The sequence below is a fragment of the Pseudomonas sp. S2_F03 genome, assembly GCF_054668335.1.
Window position 1 is genome coordinate 860,507 of the sequence record NZ_CP162759.1, and the last position, 18,425, is coordinate 878,931.

17 protein-coding genes and 3 pseudogenes are annotated in these 18,425 nt (G+C 60.5%); 5 read left to right on the forward strand and 15 right to left on the reverse strand.

Features of this window, described 5'->3' with window-relative positions; translation table 11 throughout:
* Window positions 1-10: 10 nt before the first annotated feature.
* The gene (locus AB4N76_RS04070) at window positions 11-1,105 is read right to left on the reverse strand and encodes a DUF1615 domain-containing protein (protein WP_046032607.1); all 1,095 of its coding nucleotides are present in this window, start codon (window positions 1,103-1,105) and stop codon (window positions 11-13) included.
* 184 nt (window positions 1,106-1,289) lie between these two features.
* On the opposite strand from AB4N76_RS04070, the gene AB4N76_RS04075 reads away from it, so the two are divergent.
* On the forward strand, window positions 1,290-2,825 hold the full coding sequence (locus AB4N76_RS04075) for an FAD-dependent oxidoreductase (RefSeq protein ID WP_460164184.1): 1,536 nt from the start codon (window positions 1,290-1,292) through the stop codon (window positions 2,823-2,825).
* 23 nt (window positions 2,826-2,848) lie between these two features.
* Here AB4N76_RS04075 and hemB read toward each other — a convergent pair whose 3' ends face one another.
* The 3 genes and pseudogenes from hemB to AB4N76_RS04090 form a co-directional block, all read right to left on the reverse strand.
* Window positions 2,849-3,823 (reverse strand): porphobilinogen synthase, encoded by a 975-nt coding sequence (hemB, locus tag AB4N76_RS04080; protein WP_046032609.1) that lies wholly within the window; start codon window positions 3,821-3,823, stop codon window positions 2,849-2,851.
* A 290-nt stretch (window positions 3,824-4,113) separates the two neighbouring features.
* Entirely contained in the window at window positions 4,114-4,956 is an 843-nt protein-coding gene (locus AB4N76_RS04085; protein WP_046032610.1) for a PhzF family phenazine biosynthesis protein, read from the reverse strand.
* Window positions 4,957-4,979: 23 nt separating this feature from the next.
* Window positions 4,980-5,686, reverse strand: a pseudogene (locus AB4N76_RS04090) (glutathione S-transferase family protein).
* 371 nt (window positions 5,687-6,057) lie between these two features.
* Between AB4N76_RS04090 and AB4N76_RS04095 the strand changes: the two are divergent.
* Window positions 6,058-6,732 carry a histidine phosphatase family protein gene (locus AB4N76_RS04095; protein WP_109786664.1) on the forward strand — a complete coding sequence of 225 codons (675 nt, stop codon included), beginning with the start codon at window positions 6,058-6,060 and terminating at the stop codon, window positions 6,730-6,732.
* 90 nt (window positions 6,733-6,822) lie between these two features.
* Complete coding sequence (locus tag AB4N76_RS04100) at window positions 6,823-7,878, forward strand: permease (RefSeq protein ID WP_460164185.1); 1,056 nt, start codon at window positions 6,823-6,825, stop codon at window positions 7,876-7,878.
* Window positions 7,879-8,174: 296 nt separating this feature from the next.
* Here the strand turns inward: AB4N76_RS04100 and AB4N76_RS04105 are convergent.
* The 6 genes and pseudogenes from AB4N76_RS04105 to AB4N76_RS04130 all read right to left on the reverse strand — a co-directional run bounded on the left by AB4N76_RS04105 (window position 8,175) and on the right by AB4N76_RS04130 (window position 13,866).
* Window positions 8,175-9,201: pseudogene (locus AB4N76_RS04105) on the reverse strand (IS110 family RNA-guided transposase).
* A gap of 166 nt (window positions 9,202-9,367) precedes the next feature.
* Window positions 9,368-10,471 (reverse strand): tRNA 2-selenouridine(34) synthase MnmH, encoded by a 1,104-nt coding sequence (gene mnmH / locus AB4N76_RS04110; protein WP_046032749.1) that lies wholly within the window; start codon window positions 10,469-10,471, stop codon window positions 9,368-9,370.
* Window positions 10,471-11,505, reverse strand: a complete 1,035-nt coding sequence (gene selD, locus AB4N76_RS04115; RefSeq protein ID WP_046032748.1) for a selenide, water dikinase SelD — start codon at window positions 11,503-11,505, stop codon at window positions 10,471-10,473. Before selD ends, mnmH begins: the two co-directional genes overlap by 1 nt.
* A gap of 147 nt (window positions 11,506-11,652) precedes the next feature.
* Entirely contained in the window at window positions 11,653-12,609 is a 957-nt protein-coding gene (locus AB4N76_RS04120; protein WP_046032747.1) for a quinone oxidoreductase family protein, read from the reverse strand.
* 28 nt (window positions 12,610-12,637) lie between these two features.
* Complete coding sequence (locus AB4N76_RS04125; RefSeq protein ID WP_077431753.1) at window positions 12,638-12,811, reverse strand: DUF1427 family protein; 174 nt, start codon at window positions 12,809-12,811, stop codon at window positions 12,638-12,640.
* 242 nt (window positions 12,812-13,053) lie between these two features.
* Window positions 13,054-13,866: an AraC family transcriptional regulator gene (locus AB4N76_RS04130; RefSeq protein WP_460164186.1), complete on the reverse strand. Its 813-nt coding sequence runs from the start codon at window positions 13,864-13,866 to the stop codon at window positions 13,054-13,056.
* Window positions 13,867-13,977: 111 nt separating this feature from the next.
* On the opposite strand from AB4N76_RS04130, the gene AB4N76_RS04135 reads away from it, so the two are divergent.
* Complete coding sequence (locus tag AB4N76_RS04135; protein WP_046032745.1) at window positions 13,978-14,205, forward strand: DUF6555 family protein; 228 nt, start codon at window positions 13,978-13,980, stop codon at window positions 14,203-14,205.
* 73 nt (window positions 14,206-14,278) lie between these two features.
* Here the strand turns inward: AB4N76_RS04135 and AB4N76_RS04140 are convergent, their stop codons facing one another.
* The 3 genes from AB4N76_RS04140 to AB4N76_RS04150 all read right to left on the reverse strand — a co-directional run bounded on the left by AB4N76_RS04140 (window position 14,279) and on the right by AB4N76_RS04150 (window position 15,459).
* Window positions 14,279-14,446: a metallothionein gene (locus AB4N76_RS04140; protein WP_077431752.1), complete on the reverse strand. Its 168-nt coding sequence runs from the start codon at window positions 14,444-14,446 to the stop codon at window positions 14,279-14,281.
* Between the two features lie 72 nt (window positions 14,447-14,518).
* Window positions 14,519-14,974 (reverse strand): DMT family transporter, encoded by a 456-nt coding sequence (locus AB4N76_RS04145; RefSeq protein ID WP_046032743.1) that lies wholly within the window; start codon window positions 14,972-14,974, stop codon window positions 14,519-14,521.
* Window positions 14,974-15,459 carry a DMT family transporter gene (locus tag AB4N76_RS04150; RefSeq protein ID WP_077431751.1) on the reverse strand — a complete coding sequence of 162 codons (486 nt, stop codon included), beginning with the start codon at window positions 15,457-15,459 and terminating at the stop codon, window positions 14,974-14,976. The genes AB4N76_RS04145 and AB4N76_RS04150 overlap by 1 nt, the downstream gene beginning before the upstream one ends.
* Before the next feature lie 111 nt (window positions 15,460-15,570).
* Between AB4N76_RS04150 and AB4N76_RS04155 the strand changes: the two genes are divergently transcribed.
* Window positions 15,571-16,506, forward strand: a complete 936-nt coding sequence (locus AB4N76_RS04155; protein WP_077431750.1) for a LysR family transcriptional regulator — start codon at window positions 15,571-15,573, stop codon at window positions 16,504-16,506.
* A 162-nt stretch (window positions 16,507-16,668) separates the two neighbouring features.
* On the opposite strand, the pseudogene AB4N76_RS04160 reads toward AB4N76_RS04155, so the two are convergent.
* Both AB4N76_RS04160 and AB4N76_RS04165 read right to left on the reverse strand, forming a co-directional pair.
* Window positions 16,669-17,163, reverse strand: a pseudogene (locus AB4N76_RS04160) (methyl-accepting chemotaxis protein); the annotation flags it as partial.
* A gap of 95 nt (window positions 17,164-17,258) precedes the next feature.
* On the reverse strand, window positions 17,259-18,353 hold the full coding sequence (locus AB4N76_RS04165) for a cache domain-containing protein (protein ID WP_460164187.1): 1,095 nt from the start codon (window positions 18,351-18,353) through the stop codon (window positions 17,259-17,261).
* Between the last annotated feature and the right edge of the window lie 72 nt (window positions 18,354-18,425).

Here is an 18,425-nt window from a genome sequence, read left to right on the forward strand (position 1 = left end):
TTGCTTCCGCTCACTGGCCTGCCCGCACCAGGCAGCGCTGATAACGCTCATCGACCCGTTTGGCGAACCACGCGGTCGTAAGTTTTCGGGTGATTTTCGGGCTTTGCAACTCAATCCCCGGTAGCACTGCACGAGGCAATGACCGACCTTCGGCCTGGTCGGCCAACGCGAACACTCGTCGATAGAGTTCGGTGTCCTCGAATGTCAGACTTTTGCCCTCCTCCAATTGATCGCGAATGGTCGTATTGCGCATGCCCAACTGCTTGCCGAGGCTGCGCGCCGCTACTTCAGTGGTGCCGGGCATGATCGAGTCATAGCGAACCAGATCGCCATCCAGCGCCAGCGGAATGCCTGACACCCGACTCAACGCGTTCTGAAACGCCGCATTGCGGCTGGCATACCAGCCGGCATTGAAATCAGCGAAGCGATACAGCGGTTGCGTATAGCTCACCGGGTAACCCAGCAAGTGGGCGATGCCGAAGTACATGCCGCCTCGGCGGCTGAACACTTCATGCCGGATCGAGCCGTTCACCGGGTACGGATAGCCCCGCGCCTGCTGCTCGGCGAAATCGATGCTGACCTGCATTGGCCCGCCAGTGTGCACCGGATTGAAGCCACCAAACAGGGTCTTGCCCAATGGCACCATGCCAATGAAGTCATCGAAAATCGCGCTGAGTTCTTTCTCGCTGCGCGCTGCTTTGAGGCGCTCGCTGTAGCTTTTGCCGTTGGGTGAACGCAACTGCAATGCGCCACTGACTAACAGACTGGGGATATGAGCTTTAGCGGCGCGACGATCGATCTCTTCCCGAGCGATCTTGCCCAGGCCCGGCACCGGCGGGTCGACCTGAAACGTGGATTCCTGCTCGGTGACGGCGATCACCGAACACAGGTTTTGCGTGGAGGGATCAAGTTTCCGGGTAGCGAATGCGGTGTATATGTCCGTGGCCCAGCCCTGCCGATCGGTGGTTTTAACCGGCAATAGCCGCAAGATCTCGGCCTTGACCTCGGCGGGCGTGCGCGCAGGCTGTTCCTGCGAGCGTTGAGTGCCGCAACCGGCCAAAAGCAACAGCGCCGCAACCCCCGTGAGCAATCGATTGGCTTGCATGGTGCTCCATCAAATCCGTTGAACCGGGTTAACCATACGACCAATGGCATGGCGCAGGCTATGACTCCTGCCGCCGCCCCCCGTTCCCCGGTCGCAGCAGCACGGCCGTTTCCGTTGGGCAGTCAGCCTGCCTGCGCTGTACGAGTGGACCATACTTGAGCCAGTCACCGAGGAGGACAGGTTGATGAATCGTAGTGACGTGCTGATCGTCGGCGCCGGCCCGACCGGGCTGGTACTCGCGCTGTGGTTGAGCAAAATGGGCGTTCGCGTGCGGATTCTCGACAAGACGTCGGCACCCGGCACGACGTCGCGGGCACTCGCGGTCCAGGCGCGGACACTGGAGCTGTATCGCCAGCTTGATCTCAGCGAGGCCGTGGTGCAAAACGGTCATCGTGTTGAGGCGGCGAATTTCTGGGTCAAGGGCGAACCGGTGGCGCGCTTGCCCCTGAGCCGCGTCGGCGAGGGACTGACGCCCTACTCCTTCCTCGAAATATACCCTCAGGACGAGCACGAGCGACTGCTGATAAAACGCCTCGAAGCCTTTGGCATTCAGGTGGAGCGCAACACGGAACTGGAAAGCTTCACAGACACCGGCGATGGCATCACCGCCCAACTGCGCTTGCCCGACGGCCAGCAGGAAACCTGTCAGGCCTGTTATCTGGCGGGTTGCGACGGTGCCCGGTCAATTGTGCGCAAGACCCTGGACACCGGCTTTCCGGGCGGGACCTACCAGCAGATTTTCTATGTCGCCGACGTACAAGCCAGCGGGCCGACCTTCAATGGCGAACTGCATGTGGATCTGGATGAAGCGGACTTTCTCGCCATATTTCCACTCGGCGGCACAGGCCGTGCCCGGTTGATCGGCACCGTGCGCGACGAACGTGCCGAGCAGGCTGAAACCCTGCAGTTTGTGGACGTCAGCAGCCGGGCCATCGAACATCTGAAGGTGCAGATCGAACAAGTGAACTGGTTCTCGACCTACCGTGTGCATCATCGGGTGGCCGACCACTTTCGCACCGCACGCGCGTTTCTATTGGGTGACGCCGCCCATGTGCACAGCCCGGCGGGTGGTCAGGGCATGAACACCGGAATCGGCGATGCCATCAACCTGGCATGGAAACTCGCGGCGGTGTTAAGCGGCGGCGCTACGGCCAAGCTGCTGGACACGTACGAAACCGAGCGTATCGCGTTCGCCCGCAAACTGGTCGCCACCACCGACCGTGTATTCACGTTCGTCACCGCCGAAGGTCGCCTGGCCGATGTGCTGCGTACACGGCTGGCACCGTTTGTGATTCCCAAAATGGCTTCGTTTGAAGCGACCCGCGAGTTCCTGTTTCGCACGGTCTCGCAGATCACCCTCAATTATCGCGGCATGCCGCTGAGCACTGGCGTTGCCGGGCACGTTCACGGCGGTGATCGCCTGCCCTGGGCCCACGACGGTGAGGGCGACAATTTTGAATCGCTGAAGCATCCGAACTGGCAAGTGCATGTGTATGGCGACACCAGCGACCAGATGATCGCTTGGTGTAATGAGCATCACCTGCCGCTGCAGGTGTTCGGCTGGAGGCCCGCGTTTGAAGCCGCGGGGCTGGGCCGTAACGGGTTTTACCTGTTACGGCCGGATACGTATGTGGCGATTGCCGAGACGTGTTCCGATCCGAAAGTGATCGAGCGGTACTTCAGGGATCACGGGATTCGGCCATTTTTTGGCTGCCCCTGAGAACACCACATTGGCAATGGGGTTCAGATGCCAGCCAGGGCCAGGTCCATCGCGAAGTAGGTGAAAATCAAATCCGCCCCCGCGCGCTTGATCGCCCCGAGGCTTTCACGCACCACGCGATCCTCATCGATCGCCCCCGCTTGCGCCGCGAATTTGATCATCGCGTACTCGCCACTGACCTGGTACGCCGACAACGGCAAACGCGACACCTCGCGGATGTCGCGGATGATGTCCAGGTAGGCACCGGCCGGTTTCACCATCAGTGCATCCGCGCCTTCCTGTTCGTCCATCAGCGATTCGCGCACCGCTTCGCGGCGGTTCATCGGGTTCATCTGATAGCTTTTGCGGTCGCCCTTGAGCGCGCTGCCGCCGGCTTCACGGAACGGGCCATAGAGTGCCGAGGCAAATTTGGTGGAATACGCCATGATCGCGGTCTGGCTGAAACCCGCGTCATCCAGCGCCCGGCGAATCGCCTGGACCTGCCCGTCCATGGCCGCCGAGGGCGCAATCACATCGGCGCCAGCCCGCGCGGCGGCCACGGCTTGCTTGCCGAGGTTGATCAGGGTCTGGTCGTTATCGACTTCGTGGTTGTGCAGCACGCCGCAATGACCGTGGTCGGTGTATTCGCAGAAGCAGGTGTCGGACATCACGATCATCTCTGGCACGGCATCCTTGGCGATCCGCGACATGCGCGACACCAGCCCGTTGTCGTTCCAGGTGTCGCTGCCACCGCTGTCCAGATGATGCGACACGCCGAAGGTCATCACGGATTTGATGCCGGCGCGGGCGTAGCGCTCGATCTCGCCGGCCAGTTTCGACTCCGGAATGCGCATCACGCCAGGCATGCTTTTGATCGGCACGAAGTCGTCGATTTCTTCCTCGACGAAAATCGGCAGTACCAGATCGTTCAGGCTGAATTCGGTTTCCTGGAACAGGCTGCGCAGGCTCGCATTGCGGCGCAGACGGCGTGGACGTGCTTCGGGGAACTGACTGGACATGGGCATTCCTGAAAACGGAGGACAAGATAAACGTCGTAGGGAGCGAAGCTTATGCCTTGCAAGGCGCCAGGCACAAACCTCAAGAGCGGAAAAACCCTTACCGGGTCAGCAATAATCCGCGCCTGTAACACATCCCTCGTAGCAGCTGCCGAGCGTGCGAGGCTGCGTCCGGCTGCGAAGCAGTCGCAAAACCTGCAACCGAATTCTTTCAGTCAAACCGCGTTCACCGGGCCACGACTGCTGCGCAGCCGGACGCAGCCCTCGCACGCTCGGCAGCTGCTACAGGGCGGTTAAAGCATCAGGGTGCCGGTAATGCAGGTCACCACAGCACCGCCAATCCAGATCTCATCACCCACCTGATCCACCTGGATGCGCCCCGCTCGTCCCATCGTCAAACCCTGGCTGACCACATAGGAGGCAGGCGCCAGCCCTTCAGCGAGCAACCATTGCGCAATCCCTGCGTTCAGACTGCCCGTGGCGGGGTCTTCCGGCATGCCGTCACCCGAGATGAACGCCCGCACTTCGAACTGTGCGTCATCACCATCGCGCTCGAGATTGCACGGCGCAATCACGCCGACGGCCAGGCCCAGCATTTGCGAATGATCCGGCTGCAAGTCCAGCACCTGTTGGCGCTCTTCGAGCATGACTGCCAGCCATCCGGCACCGTTATCCACCCACTGCGCCCGCACAATCACCCCAACCTCCAGGCCAAGGCCGCGTCGCACGCGCTCCACCAGTTCGGCGTCCACCGGCCCGGCGTTAATCAGGGGCGGCGCGAGAAAGGCCAACTGCGCGCCTTGTCGACGAATACGCACCAGTCCGACGCCGCACTCCTGAATGATCTCCTCGCCCTTGGGCACGCCACCGGCCTCAAGCCACGCATGGCAGGTGCCCAGGGTCGGATGCCCGGCAAATGGCAACTCGTTCAGGGTGGTGAAGATCCGCACCCGATAGTCGGCCCGCGGATCGCGCGGTTCCAGCACGAACGTGGTTTCACTGAGGTTGGTCCAAGTCGCGAACGCGGCCATGCGTTCCTCACTGAGTTCGTCCGCACCGAACACCACTGCCAATGGGTTGCCCTTGAGGGCGACGCGGCTGAAGACATCTACTTGCTTGAAATCGAATGAACTCATTGCCTGCCTTGGTCTTGAAGAAATCAAAGGATCGATTTGGGAATTTCCAGCCCGCGCATGACGGCCGGCCGCGCCAGGAAACGCTCCAGCACGCGTGTGACATTCGCAAAATTCTTGATGCCCACCAGATCGCCCGCTTCGTAGAAACCGATGAGGTTGCGCACCCACGGGAACGTTGCGATGTCGGCGATGGTGTAGCGCTCGCCCATGATCCAGTCGCGCCCTTCAAGGCGTCCATCCAAAACCTTTAACAAACGTTTACTTTCCTCGACGTAGCGGTCGCGCGGTCGTTTGTCCTCGTAGTCCTTGCCGGCAAACTTGTTGAAGAAACCGAGCTGGCCAAACATCGGCCCGATGCCTCCCATCTGAAACATCAGCCATTGAATCGTCTCGTAACGCGCGGCCGATTCCTGAGCCAGCAGTTGCCCGCTCTTGTCGGCGAGGTAAATCAGAATCGCCCCGGACTCGAACAATGGCAGGGGTTTATCCCCGGGACCATGGGGGTCGAGGATGGCCGGAATCTTGTTGTTGGGGCTCAGTGACAGAAACTCGGGCGACATCTGATCATTGGTGTCGAAGCCCACACGATGCGGTTCATAGGGCAGGCCGATCTCTTCAAGCATGATCGACACCTTGACGCCATTGGGGGTCGGCAAGGGTAAAGCTGGATCCAGTCGGGGTATTGGGCTGGCCATTTTTGGGTGATGGGGAACGCGGACAAATCGGTCATCGGGAACATCCGTCGCTAAAGAAAGGGATGAGCATAATCCAGGATTAGCGCCCGTTGCTTGCGATCTTTTCGCGTTATCAAAACCATTGATGAACACGATCGAAAGATCTCAGCCTTTGCCCGAGCCTCAAGGTGTAGGGTGTCCACAAATTCGCAACATCTTGTCGATAACCTTCGCTGCAACCCGCTCTAGGTTGTCGATACAGTGCTGCGCAACCACCGGACGCGAACCAAATGGGCATCAGAGGACTCTGAGCAATGCCCTTTCGGACCCGGACCGACTCAACGACATGGAAAACACTCGAAGCTGGGAGCTCGTGGTGTAAAGGTTTGTCAGCCTTAACCGAATGCGCTGAAGATCACTTATACCAATGACCAAACTTTTTAAATTCGCTAAACGCTTCAAGCACCGTGCGTTTATTGTTCTGCCGGTGCTGCTGGCGGCAAGCGCAGTGTTTTTGTTGCTGGAGTCCCGCGAAAGCCGTGCCCAACCGGCGGACGGCACCCAGACGCTGGTGTTCCTGCGTCACGCAGAGAAACCCGCCGGCGGTCTGGGCCAGCTCAATTGCCAGGGCCTCAACCGCGCCATCGACCTGGCCACCTTGTTGCCGGAAAAGTTCGGCAAGGCCAACTACGTGTTTGCCGCCAACCCGACGCGCAATGTCGAGGAAGGTGAACTGGACAACTCCTACAGCTATATCCGTCCACTGATGACCATCAGCCCCAGCGCGATCAAGCTCGGTTTGCCGGTGAACATCTCATTTTCGGCCAACGACACCAGCGACCTCGCCGAAGAATTGCTGCACGACAAGTACCACAACTCCATCATCTACACCGCCTGGTCCCATGGCTACCTGCCAGAGTTGATCAACAAGGTCGCTGGAGACGCCGTCGGCAAGAAGCAGAGCATCACCGAAGACTGGGCGTCCAGCGACTACGATTCGGTGTTCGTACTCACGTTGACCTGGCAAAACGGCAAGGCCAGCCTCGTCAGTCACAGCTACAAACAAGGGCTGGATAACGGGTCGCAGACTTGTCCGACCTAAGCGGTCGGCAACATCCCACAGCCGGTGAAGACCACGACAGCCAAGGGCGGGCTATCATGTATGCAACTTCCCCTTGTCTGGACTCTCTCCATGTCACTCTCATCCGCAGCTGTCCCCGCCCGGGGTTGGTCGTTCTGGTGGAAACCTGCCCTTTTCGTCCTGGTCGCCTGTATCGGCCTCTATTACGTCAAGTGGTCGCCTTACTACCTGAAAGCCTTCATCGCCGCTGACAATCACAGCATCGGCGCCTCCATCCTCAATGACGAACAGACCGCCCCGCTGGCCGCCGCGCTGACGTACGCGAAGGTGTACTTCCTGGCGATCTGGAAAGCCGCCGTGCTGGCCGTGATTCTCGGCTCCCTCCTGCAAGTCCTGATTCCACGAGACTGGCTGCTGCGCCTGTTCGGTCGCGCCAGCTTCGCTTCAACCTTGCGTGGCGGCCTGTTCGCCCTGCCGGGGATGATGTGCTCGTGCTGCGCCGCCCCGGTGGCCGCGAGCATGCGTCGCTCGAATGTCTCGGTCGGCGCAGCGCTGGCCTTCTGGATCGGCAACCCGGTGCTCAACCCCGCGACACTGGTGTTCATGGGGTTCGTGCTGGGCTGGGGGTTCACCGCGTTGCGATTGGTCGCCGGGATTGTGCTGGTGTTCGGGGTGTCGATGATCGCTCAACGCATCAGCGGCCCGGAAACACTGCCTGAAGCCGCCGTCGAGGCAGTGGCCGAAGTCAGTGAAAAAGATACCCAACCATTCCTGACACGCTGGGCCAAAACCCTGTGGAGTTTGTTCTGGAGCACCATCCCGATCTATATTCTGGCAGTCCTGGTGCTGGGCGCGGTGCGGGTCTGGGTGTTCCCGCACATTGACGGGGCCATGGCCAACGGCCTGCTGTGGCTGGTGCCGCTGGCAATCATCGGTACGTTGTTTGTGATTCCTACCGCAGCAGAAATCCCTATCGTGCAAACCATGATGACGTTGGGCATGAGCACCGCCCCGGCCGTGGCATTGCTGATGACCCTGCCGAGCATCAGCCTGCCGTCGCTGCTGATGCTGCGCAAGGATTTCGATGCGCGGGTGCTGGTGAGCGTGGCGCTGATGACCATGGCAATTGGTGTGATCAGCGGGTTGATCGGGGCGGCGTTGCTCTAGGTTTTGTAACACCGGTCAGATCGCCTTCGCGAGCGGCTCGCTCCTACATCTATGGTTACCCCCTTTTCTGCAATACTGTTTTTGATGTCGTGTTTGGCTTGCTTTCATCTATCCGGCGTCTGAGTGGGGCTGTCACCCCGCGCCTCGATGAGAATCGATGCCCAACGACCCTAATTAGTGGAACGGCCTTACAGCCGTGTAGGAGCTCAGGGTTGTCGTCAGGCCGGTTGGCCGTTCACGTCATCAGTTATCCAGCATCGCAAAACCAGGTGGGTGGTGCTCGGGTGACAGCGGGGTCAGGCGTTCATCGCGGCTGGCCCCGCATCGAATTCAGTGTGGTGTGCGGCTATCGCCCAGGCGATTCTTGCCAGCTTGTTGGCCAGCGCGCAGACCACGAGATTGGAGTGATGGCGGGAGGCTAATAGTTGACGGACCCAGTCCGCCAGAGCGCCTTTCTGTCGTTCCAGCTGTATCAAGTAAACCCGGGCGCACTGGATGAGCAGGCGCCTCTGATTTCGATCGCCGCGCTTGCTGATGCCCAGCAACACGATCTTGTCGCCCGTGCCGTGCTGTTTGGGTACCAGCCCGATCGACGCCGCATAACCTCGGCCGCATTTGAACTGTTTGCCATCGCCCAACTCGGCAGCCAGGGCGCTGGAGGTGATCGGGCCGACGCATGGCATGGTCATCAAACGAGCCGCCAGATCATCTTCAGCGGCCCGGCATTCCACCTCCTTGTCCAGCGCTTTGACCTTCCCATCCAGATAGTTGAAGTGCTCATGCAGCCCCATCAGAATTTTTTTGATGGAGCCGGAAAATGAACTCATCTCAAGCAACGCTGGAAGTTCTTTGATGGATTTGAAGCCGGGAGCCAGGCTGATACCCACCTCCAGCAGGGCGGCGTGAATGCGATTGACAGTGGCGGTGCGATCTTTGATGAACGACTCACGCACCGAATTGAGCATCGCCAGCGCCTGCTGAGCCTGGGTTTTGGGGGCACGAAGCGCATTGTGGGGCGAGACGCCGCCTCGCAGATCGCTTCGGCATCAGCGAAGTCGTTCTTGTTGCTTTTCACGTAAGGGCGTACCAGATGTGGCGCAATAAGCTTGGGCGTATGCCCCAGCTTGGCGACCTCCTGTGCCATGAAGTGGGCACCGCCACAGGCTTCCATCACGACGGTGCAGGGCTCCAGTTTCGCCAGATATTGGGTGAGCGCTGCCCGCGTAAACTTTTGCGGTAAAGCTCATGACCATGATCATCTTGAGCATGCAGATGAAAGGAGTGTTTTCCCAAGTCGATGGCGGCAATAGCTACTTTGTTCATGGCAACGATCTCCGATGAGCCCCCTGTGAAAGCTTAGTGGGCGATCACAGGGGGCAGCGGGGGTAGCCATTTCATTAGTGGATCTCGGAAGTACACACAATCTGTGTTCACTGAAGATTCAATGTGGGAGCGGGCTTGCCCGCGATTAGAGCCAGTCACTACAACCTCAACCTTGCTGATTGACTCGCTCGCGCAGGTATTCGAGTACCGCTACCCTCTCCCCAGCAAACTCGATCCGCGCGCCTTTCTTCTCCCGCTGAAACGCATACATCGGGTCGTAATACTCACGAAGCAACCCTTCAATCCAGCCTCGGTGCAAATCCACTGCACCGCTTCGGCCCTGCTCGGCCAAGGCTTCTTCCATCAATATCAACATCCGGCGATGGCGTTCGCCGCCCAGGCGTTTCTGGACATTGTTCAGGCTTTCCAGCAAACGTGCGCAAAACAACGCAAACCCTTCATCGCCATGCACGCCGATGAACTCGGCACACAGGTCCACCACGTAGTCGCGCAATATCCGTTCGACACGCCCTTCGAGGCTGTCTTCCAGCCAGACCATCGGAAATTGCTGCATGCCCTGATACAGCGGCAACGGCAATGCGCAACTGCCGACCGCCCGGCTCTCGTCTTCCAGCACAAACTGCTCGATGCCGTGGGCACGTTTTTTCAGGACATCCACCGCCAGACGGTTTTCAAAATCAATGTTGGACGGCTGCCCGGTCGCGCGCTTGCCGAAGCTGGAGCCGCGATGATTGGCGTGGCCTTCAAGGTCCAGCCCGTTGCTCAACTGCGTCAGCACTTCGGTCTTGCCGGTGCCGGTCATGCCGCCCAGCAAGACGAAATCGCACTGGGTCACCGCCTGATCGAGCGTGTCGAGGAGGAACGTGCGCATGGCCTTGTAGCCGCCACCGACCCGGGGATAGTCAATGCCGGCTTCGTCCTTGAGCCATTGCTGGACGATCTGCGAACGCAAGCCGCCGCGAAAACAATACAAATAGCCCTCGGGATGCGCCCGGGCGAAATCGGCCCAGGCCTGGATGCGTTCAGCCTTGATCTCGCCGGACACCAGTTGATGCCCCAGCGTAATGGCCGCTTGCTGCCCGTGCTGCTTGTAACAGGTGCCGATGCGCTGGCGTTCGCTGTCATTCATCAGCGGCAGGTTGACCACCCCCGGGAATGAACCCTTGCTGAACTCCACCGGCGCGCGGGCATCCATCATCGGCCGGTCGTTGAGAAAGATGTCGCGGTAATCGGTGAAGTCGATCGACATCAAAACACCTCAACCGCGTGTGTCTGTCGCTCAACCAGTTCGCCGATCGGCTCAAGGCTCAGGCCCAGCTCGGCCGCCACTGCCAGGAACTGTTCGTTGCCCTCGGGCGTGACCGCAATCAGCAGGCCACCGCTGGTCTGCGGATCACACAACACGCGTTTGTGCATTTCCTGAAGCCGCCCCAGTTTGCTGGCATAACTGTCGAAGTTGCGCAGCGTCCCGCCCGGTACGCAGCCTTGGTCGAGGTAATACTCAACCCCTGGCAGGCGCGGCACGCGGTCGTATTCGATGCGGGCAGTCAGGTGGCTGCCGTCAGCCATTTCCACCAGGTGCCCCAGCAGGCCAAACCCGGTGACGTCGGTCATGGCGGTCACGCCGTCGAGCTTGCCGAAACGGCTGCCGGGTTTGTTCAGGGTGCACATCCAGTCGCGGGCCAGGCCGATATCGGCGGTACGCAACTTGCCCTTCTTCTCGGCGGTGGTGAGGATGCCGATGCCCAGCGGCTTGGTCAGGTAAAGCAGGCAGCCGGCGGTGGCCGTGTCATTGCGCTTCATGTGGCGCTTTTCCACGAGCCCGGTCACGGCCAGGCCGAAGATCGGCTCCGGCGCATCGATGGAGTGCCCACCGGCCAGTGGAATCCCGGCTTCATCGCAGACCGAACGGCCACCGCGAATCACTTCCCGGGCAATCTCCGGCGCCAGCACATTGACCGGCCAGCCGAGGATCGCAATCGCCATCAGTGGGTCGCCGCCCATGGCGTAGATGTCGCTGATGGCATTGGTGGCGGCGATGCGGCCGAAATCGAACGGGTCGTCGACGATGGGCATGAAGAAGTCAGTGGTCGAGACTACGCCGCGTTCTTCATCAATGGCGTACACCGCCGCGTCATCGCGCGAGGCGTTGCCGACCCAGAGTTTGGGGTCGAGGTTCTGTGCCCCGCTGCCGGCCAGAATCACCTCCAGCACCTGGGGGGAAATCTTGCAGCCGCAACCTGCGCCGTGGCTGTATTGGGTCAGACGAATCGGCTCGCTCATGGGAGGCACCTTGGGAAGTCAGTGCGAGCGATTCTAGCATTGTGTCTGGTGATCGTTCCGAATGCCTCAACGGACGCTCCCGCGTTCGACTAGTGACGCGGAGCGTCCCGGGCTGCATTCCCACGCAGAGCGTGGGAACGATCACCGTTACGGCAACAGGATCACTTTGTCGCCACTGCCCTGATTCACTTCTGAATACCGCTCCAGGCCTTGGGACAGCGGTGATTCAAACAAGCCCTCGGGCAATGGCAACAACCCCTGATCGAAAAACTTGCCGAACTGATCGAGCATCGCCGCGCACGCCTGAACCCCGTACAACAATGAGTTGATCCCGACCACCGAGCCACCCTTGCGATACAGCGCCAGCGCCGGCAATTGCACCATGCCGTCCACCGGTGCGGCGATGATGGCGATACGACCGAACGTCGCCAGTGCCGGGACTGAGGCCGGCAGCCAGAACCCGGTGGTGTCGAAGATCACGTCAGCGCCGCCGCTGTACACGGTGTTCACCTGAGCGCCCAGGTCTTCCGGATTATCCAGTTGCAGGGTTTGATAGCCCTGAGCCTGCAATTCCTTGACCTGCTCCGGTCGCCGCGCCGCCGCCAGCACCTGAGCTCCGCGCACCTTGGCCAGCGCCAACGCCGCGCTGCCCACCGCGCCGCCGCCGATCACCAACAATCGCGTTTGCGCCGTCACCAGGCTGCGCTCCAACGCATCCCAGGCCGTGGTGTACGGCACGCCGAGGCTGGCGGCCTGGGCAAAACTCAGGTGGGTCGGTTTGAGCGCGACACCGTTGGCCGGCAGTTTGACGAATTGCGCATGGGAGCCATCGGCAAAGAACCCCAGCTCACGCCCGGTGCCCCAGACGTCCTGACCAATCAACGCCTGCGGACCTTCAACCACGACACCGGCAAAATCCCGACCGGGAATCCGTGGCAACGTGGTGTAGGGAAAACGCCCCAGCACATTTTTCACGTCGCTGGGGTTGAGGCCCGCGGCCTTGATCTGCACCAGCACTTCATCGGCGCCGGGTACCGGCGTGGGCACGTCAACGTAGCGCAGGGCCGAGAGGTCGCCGGTTTTGTCGAACTGCAATGCTTTCATGAGCGTTTCCATCGAGTAAATAAACGGTTCAGGAGATCCAGCCAGCGACCAGTTGCCGCCCCATGGGCCACAACTTTTCACCGGCCAGCATGCCGAGCAGCCCGACCAGCGCGATAGCCGGCGGTGCGGGGGAACGAAAATCCAGTGCGCCGTAGAGCAAACCGACGCCCAGACCGATGGCCAGTGAGATGAGGTAGCTCATGGCTGACTCCGTGGGCTATTAAGATAGGCCAGAGTCTAATGGCAGGTTGCGCCGGGCATCGGCCAAGTGCTTCTGCTTTCCGGCCAAAGCACTAATGCCGAATACAAGACGACGTGTAGCAGCTGGCGAAGCCTGCGTCCGGCGGCGAAGCAGTCGTAAAATCAGGCAACGCGGTCGTTCAGTAATACCGTGCTAGTAGGTTCTACGACTGCTTCGCCGCCGGACGCAGGCTTCGCCAGCTGCTACAGGGTTTGGTGATGGCTGGAAAATTGTGAGGGTGCAATGCCCAGTTCCCGGCGGAACATGTCGCTGAAACTGCTCGGCGAATAGCCCAATTCGCGCGCAATGGCACTGACCGGCACACCCTGAATCAGCTCGGCCACGGCTGTCGCCAGTTGCACCTGTCGCCGCCACTCGGCGAACCCCATGCCCAGACCGTCCTTGAACAAGCGCGCCAGGGTGCGCACGCTGGCACCGGCGCTTTCGGCGTGTTGTTCAAAAGAGATGTCCAGCGATGGCGCGGCCATGACGGCCTGACAGAGGTTGATCAGGCGTCGGTCGGAATCATCCGGCATCGGGATTTTCAACTCGGAGCGCTTGGCGCGCCTGAGTTCCAGCAGTGCAAGGCCGACCAGCGCCTCGTAATACTCGGGCGCGCCGTTGTCGCCCTGCTCCACCAACCCGACGATCAGCTCGCGCAGCAAGCCGCCAACCTCGATCACCTGAACGGTTTCGTCCAGCGTCGCCGCCAGTGCCGGCCGCAAGTAGATATTGCGCATCTGCAAGTCCGAGACCACGCGAATCCCATGGGGCACGCCCGGTGGCAGCCACACCGCCCGTTGCGGCGGCACGACCAGCGCCTCATGGGGCGTTTCGACCCACATCACCCCGCTCATCGCATACAGCAACTGGCCCCAGACATGCTCGTGTGGCTCGATGAACAAGCCGCGCGGATAGGTACGTGCCAGTGGTTGCACAGGCACATCGGTATCACTCAGGTCGGGGGTGCGGCAAGGGCCATGGGCAGCATTCATTGGGGTATTGAGACATTGCATGGTAACCAGCCCAACGTCTGCTCGCCACTGGTCGCCGCCACCTGACAATCCAACTGAATTTTCCGCGACACCGACGATCCCTCTATTACCACCGGGAGGAATACGGGCTTTATGAACAACGCAAAACTTTTCGTCATTGAATACACCCTTCATGGCGCCCCCAAGTCATTCATCATCCGCCTGGACAAGATGGACAACGCGGAGGCCTGGCATTGGGCGAGCTGCGACGCCGGGGTGGGCCGGATCCCGCGTTTCGGCCGGGAGAAGGTGCAAAAGACCAGCAAGCCGATGGCAGAGAAGTTCGGCGTCGAGAACGTGACCTGGCGGCCAGCGAGTTAACGATGAAATGCATGAACACCCTGTGGCGAGGGAGCTTGCTCCCGCGCCACAACGTTATCTGAACAGACTTGCGCTATTTGGCATGAGCACACTTACATTCCTTGTGGGAACACTCTTCGCCATGTTCATGGTGCTTGGCACAGGCTTCACAGCAATAGTGTTTACCGTGGCGCGCTATCGGATGCTCGCCCAGCTTGCACGAGCATTTGGGACAATCGCAGATACTGTCACTGCTGATCATGAGTCAGACTCCATTGGTGTGGTCGTCGGGGTGCCGCACGCGCGGCCCGTCTTACCAGTGTAGGAGTTTGCGTCAGGCCTGCCGCTTGCTGCTGCGATACATGAACACCAACGCCAGTCCCAGACACACCATCGCCACGATCCGGCTGTTCGACAGGTCGATGGCCGGATTACCCAGCCAGCCGAAATTGTCGATCAACATGCCCATGCCCAGTTGCCCGACAATCACCGCCACAGTCGCCACCGCCGTACCGACCCTTGGCACCGCGCCGACCATGACCATCATGTACACCACCCCAAACAGCGCGCCACTGAGTTGCCACTTCGGCACGTCCAGCAAGCTCACGGCCTGCGCCGGTTCGAAAAACAGGATCAGCAGTCCGGTAACCACTGCCCCCACCACGAAGGTCAGCAAACTGCTGCGCAACACGCCAACCGTTTCGCCCAGACGGCCATTGATCGCCGCCTGCACACTCAACACCGCACCGGCCGCCACGATTACGGCCAACAAAATAATCAGATTCATCATCAACCCCGAGCGATCAGAACAAGTGCCACGACAATCAACAGCAACGCCAGCCAGCGTTCACCGTTGACCTTTTTGCGGGCGGCGCCGAACCAGCCGAAGTGGTCGATCAGCACGCTTTTGCCGACCTGCCCGCAGAGGATCGCGATCATGGTCATCGCAATGCCGATGTGCGGCGTGGCCAGGGTCAGCACCACCACATAGATCGGCCCGAGAAAGCCACCGATCAACTGCCAGCGCGGCAAGGTGTTCAACGCGGGGCCTTGTTGCGGGCCGCTGAACAACAGCAGCAAAAACAGAATCGCCGAACCGACCCCGAAGATGCTCAACGTCGCCCACAAATGCCCGACCTGAACCCCGAGCGGCCCAAGCAGCCCGGCCTCCACGGAAAGGCCCATGCCGGCGAGGATCACCAGCGGCAACAGCAATAGCCGCAGCCCTGGTTTGGTCGCGGGTGTGACCGCGGTGTCAATTGAAGACGCTTGCATAAGGGAAACCTGCCTGTAGAAACAATGGCCGGCATTATCCAGTGGCAGAGCTTTGCGATAAATGGGAGCATCCTGACAACACTTTTGCGCAACTCGCACAGCAGGACGAACATGCACGCTCTCAACGAACTCGGATTCAAGGCACTTCGGCTGTTTGTCGCCGTGCTCGACCACGGCAGTTTTTCCGAAGTGGCGCGGCGCGAGGGCCTGGCGCCCTCTTCGATTTCCCGGCAGATCCAACTGATGGAACAGGCCCTGAGCCAGCAATTGCTCTACCGTCACACCCGCGCCGTCACGCCCACCGAAGCCGGGCGCATGCTCGGTCATCATGCGCGACTGGTGCTGGTGCAACTGGAGGAAGCCGAGCAAGCCTTGCAGGAACAGCAAAGCGAACCGAGCGGACTGGTGCGGATCAACGCCCCGGTGGTGTTCGGCCAACGGCACCTGACGCCGTGGCTGGGACAATTGTGCGAGCGCTATCCCAAGTTGCAACTGGATATCCAGCAAACCGACCACTACATCGACCCGCTGCAAGAAGGCGCCGACCTGCTGTTTCGCATCGGCCCGCTGCACGACTCCAGCATGCAGGCACGGATCCTCGCGCCGCACCGCTTTCAAGTCGCCGCCAGCCCGGCCTACCTCGAACGCCACGGCACGCCGCAACGCCCTGAAGACCTCGCAGCGCATCAATGCCTGGCCTACAAAGGCGCGACAGGCCTGCAACGCTGGTTTTTCCGCAAGGATCAGCAGGACTGGACGCCCTACTCGGTCAAAGGGCCGATCACCGGCAATCACGCTGACACCCTGGTTCAAGCCGCCGAACAAGGGTTGGGGTTGGTGATGTTTCCGTCATGGTTGATTGGCGAGGCAGTGCGCGAAGGCACGCTGGTGCCGGTGCTGGGGGACTTTCAGGTATCCAACAGCCTGGAGCCGCAGCAGATTGCGGTGTTGTGGCCGGGCAGCCGACGGTTGTCGGTGAAGGTGCGGACGGTGATTGATTTCTTTGTTGAATGCTTTGGGGCTGTGCCGTATTGGGACAGACCGTAGCATCAACATAAATCTGTAGCAGCTGGCGCAGCCTGCGTTCGGCTGCGCAGCAGTCGTGAAATCAGTCGATGCGGTGTTTCAGGAAGACCTCGCACTCAAGGTTTACGACTGCTTCGCAGCCGAACGCAGGCTGCGCCAGCTGCTACAAGAATGCTTAACGGCTCAGATACGGAACTGGCCGACCAGTTTGCCAAGGCGCTGGCCGAGGTCAGCCAGGCTGCGCGAAGTCTGCGCACCGAGTTGCGTTTCATCCGCCACATTGTCCACGGCGACCGCGATCTGATGCACGCTGCGGTTGATCTCTTCGGCCACTGCGGTTTGTTCTTCAGCGGCGCTGGCGATCTGTGCGTTCATCGAGTTGATGGTGCCGATCAACTGCGCCATGGTGTCCAGTGAGGCGCCCGCCTCGTTGGCCTGCGCGGACGTGCCGTCGCCGGCTTCGCTGGAACGGCGCATGGCTTCCACCGCCGATTGGGTCCCGGCCTGCAAGCGGTCGATCATGCCCTGGATTTCCTGGGTGCTGATTTGCGTACGACTGGCCAGCGCGCGAACTTCATCGGCCACCACCGCAAACCCGCGCCCCGCTTCGCCGGCACGGGCCGCTTCGATGGCGGCGTTGAGTGCCAGCAAGTTGGTTTGGTCGGCAATCGAACGGATCACACCGAGGACGCTGACAATCGACGACACGTCTTTTTGCAGGCTGTCCAACGACACACCGCTGCTGCGGATGTCGTCCACCAACGCATGAATCTTCACGATACTGCCGGCCACCACACGCTTGGCGGCCTGGCCTTCCTCGTCCAGTTTGCTGCGCAGCCACGGCTGCGTTTTGCGCACTTTTTGGCCACTTCCTGAGCCGCCGCCGACATTTCGTTGATCGCCGTCGCGACCTGATCGGTCTCATGGCGCTGACGCTCCATGGCCTGGTCCGAACGCTGGGCCTGGTCGGAGACCTGATTCACCAGACCGGTCAGTTGCGAGGTCATTTCGGTGATCTGGCGCACCAGGCTGTGGATCTTGTCGACAAAACGGTTGAACGAGCCGGCCAGTTCACCGAGTTCATCCTGGCTGGTGATGGACAAGCGACGCGTCAGGTCGCCCTCACCCGCCGCGATGTCATCGAGGTTGGCTTTCATCAGGTTCAGTGGACGCAGAATGGTGTTGGCCAGCAGCAGGCCGACCGCCGCAATCACCAACAGCAGCACCGCGGCAATCCCGACAATGCTCAGCACCACGCCTTCCATGCGTTCCTGGACTTTGGCCTCCACCAGCGCGACTTGCGCTTCGATGCCATCGAGGTTGACCGACGTGCCCACCGCCATGTCCCACTTCGACAGGTATTCGGTGTAGCCGAGTTTAGGCACCAGCACCTGGGTATTGCCGGGCAGCGGCGAGCTATATTGCAGGTAGTGAGTACCGTCCTTGGCGACTTTCACCAGGTCGCGGTTGACGTAGACGCCGTTCGGGTCGCGGTTGTCCTTGAAGCTCTGGCCCACGCCTTCGGGGCTGTTGGCCTTGAACAGGCGCACGGTGTTGGAGTCGTAGCCAAAGAAGTAGCCTTCCTTGCCGTAGGTGATGCTCGACAGCAACTTGATCACCTGCGCCCGCGCGGCATCATCACCGGGGGCGGCCGCGTCGTAGAGCGGTTTGATCGTGGTCATGGCCACGGCAACGTAGCTTTGCAGCGTGGCCTTGGCATCGTTGAGCAGGCGCTGACGGGTTTCTTCGACTTCCTTGTGCGCCTGTTCCTGGAGGACGAAAAGCGTGGTCAGGCTGATAACCAAGGCAAAGAGCAACACCGGGAGAACGGCAAGGGACAGGACTTTAGCCTTCAGGCTCATGCGCATGACGGTTCACTCTTTTGGTTTTGTTGGCGTGGTTAAAGGCTTTAACGGCACGCCAACAAAAAACTGTAGGAG